This window comes from Lactobacillus nasalidis (genome assembly GCF_016587775.1).
Classification (GTDB): Bacteria; Bacillota; Bacilli; order Lactobacillales; family Lactobacillaceae; genus Lactobacillus; species Lactobacillus nasalidis.
This window is the reverse complement of record NZ_BOCG01000123.1, coordinates 1-1,954: the sequence shown is the minus strand read 5'-3', so window position 1 is coordinate 1,954 and position 1,954 is coordinate 1. Positions and strand designations below refer to the sequence as shown.

The 1,954-nt window shown below is 55.9% G+C and carries 2 protein-coding genes and 3 tRNA genes; all 5 read left to right on the top strand.

What is annotated here, in order from left to right:
* On the top strand, positions 1 to 1,115 hold a 1,115-nt coding region (locus tag lacNas_RS02075; RefSeq protein ID WP_201346536.1), incomplete at its 5' end, for an O-acetylhomoserine aminocarboxypropyltransferase/cysteine synthase family protein.
* 112 nt (positions 1,116 to 1,227) lie between these two features.
* Positions 1,228 to 1,299: transfer RNA gene (locus lacNas_RS02070), tRNA-Gly, on the top strand.
* Positions 1,300 to 1,302: 3 nt separating this feature from the next.
* Positions 1,303 to 1,376: transfer RNA gene (locus lacNas_RS02065), tRNA-Pro, on the top strand.
* A gap of 108 nt (positions 1,377 to 1,484) precedes the next feature.
* Positions 1,485 to 1,556: transfer RNA gene (locus lacNas_RS02060), tRNA-Gly, on the top strand.
* Between the two features lie 159 nt (positions 1,557 to 1,715).
* A partial coding sequence (locus lacNas_RS02055) for a GAF domain-containing protein (RefSeq protein WP_373868156.1) occupies positions 1,716 to 1,954 on the top strand: 239 nt, incomplete at its 3' end.

Here is a 1,954-nt window from a genome sequence, read left to right as displayed (position 1 = left end):
TCTACAGCCGGCTGACCAACCCGACGACGGCTGTTTTTGAAAGCCGGGTAGCTGCCCTGGAAGGCGGCAGCGGCGGTGTTTCCCTGGCCACTGGGGCTGCGGCGATCACGGCAGCAATCTTGAACGTTGCCGGTGCCGGCGATGAAATCGTGTCCGCCTCCACCATCTACGGCGGGACCTACGACTTGTTCGCACAGACTTTGCCTCCTTTGGGCATCAAGACCCACTTCGTTGATCCAAGCGACCCGGCCAATTTTGAAAAAGAGATCAACGACCATACCAAGGTCGTGTACGCGGAAACCATCGGCAATCCCAACGCCAACCTGATCGACATCGACGCGGTGGCGGAAGTGGCCCACCGGCACGGGATCTTGCTGATCATCGACAATACCTTTGCGACTCCTTACCTTTACCGGCCTTTTGACCACGGAGCCGACGTCGTAGTCCACTCGGCCACCAAGTTCTTCGGCGGCCACGGCACGACGATGGGCGGGGTAGTCGTCGAAAGCGGCAAGTTCGATTATGAAAAGTCCGGCCGCTACCCGGGCTTCACCAAGCCGGACCCGTCCTACAAGGACGTTACTTGGGCCAAGCTGGGAGCCCAGGCCTTTACGACTAAGATCCGGGCAACCGTCCTGCGCGACACCGGGGCCAGTCTCAGCCCGTTCAATGCCTTCCTGCTTTTGCAGGGGCTGGAAAGCCTGTCTTTGAGAGTGGAACGCCACGTCTACAACGCGCAGAAGGTGGCCGAATACCTCAGCAAGCACCCGAAAGTTGCCTGGGTCCGCTACCCGGGGCTGGCCGCCAGTCCCGACCATGCCCTGGCCGAACGGGACTTCCCTAAGGGCGTGGGCTCCATCTTCACCTTTGGCCTAAAGGGCGGGGTGGAAGCCGGCAAGCAGCTGATCGCCAACTTGAAGCTCTTCTCTTTGCTGGCCAATGTGGCTGACGCCAAGTCCCTGATCATTCAGCCGGCGTCAACGACGCACGCGCAGCTGAATAAAGAAGAGCTGGCCAGCGTGGGAATCACGCCTGACTTGATCCGGATCTCCGTTGGCGTGGAAAACATCAATGACCTTTTGGCCGACCTGGACCAGGCCCTGGCCAAGCTGTAGCAGCCAAACCGCTTCTCCTGTGAGGGAGAGGCGGTTTTTTGGCAAAAAATCGTTTTTTTATAAAAAAGCCCTTGCCAAGAGCCGGCTTTTAGATTATCCTAATAGATGTGTTGCGGAAGTAGTTCAGTGGTAGAACATCACCTTGCCATGGTGGGGGTCGCGGGTTCGAATCCCGTCTTCCGCTTCTCGGGAATTAGCTCAGTTTGGTAGAGCGCTACGTTCGGGACGTAGAGGTCACAGGTTCAAATCCTGCATTCCCGATTAGCCAATGTGTGATCAAAGCGTTGGTTTCAGCAGCGCTTTTTTCTCGCTTTTTTTCGCTGGAAGGCTTGCAAAAGCGGCAATTTTTGGTAAACTAATAAATGTATCGCGGAAGTAGTTCAGTGGTAGAACATCACCTTGCCATGGTGGGGGTCGCGGGTTCGAATCCCGTCTTCCGCTTCATTAAAAGACTCGCTGGTTAGCGGGTCTTTTCTTTTTGCCTTATAATAAAGCTGAAAGCCGCCTGGCTTGAGGAATGCACCCGGAAATGTTATGCTTGCAAGCATAGTTGTTTTGGATTTTTCCCTATTTTATAGGGCAGATGTGAAGGAGGAAATCATGGCAGCAGCAAGTCAAGCAGAATACGAGTTACTGCTCGAGCAGGCCAAGGCGCTGACGGCCGGGGAGAGTGACTGGATTGCCAACGTGGCCAACGTTTCAGCCCTGCTGAAGGCCAGGATGAAGGCAGTCAATTTTGCCGGCGTCTACCGCTTTGAAAAAGGCGAACTGATCCTGGGGCCTTTCCAGGGGATGCCGGCCTGCGTGCATATCCCTGTGGGCAAGGGCGTCTGCGGCAA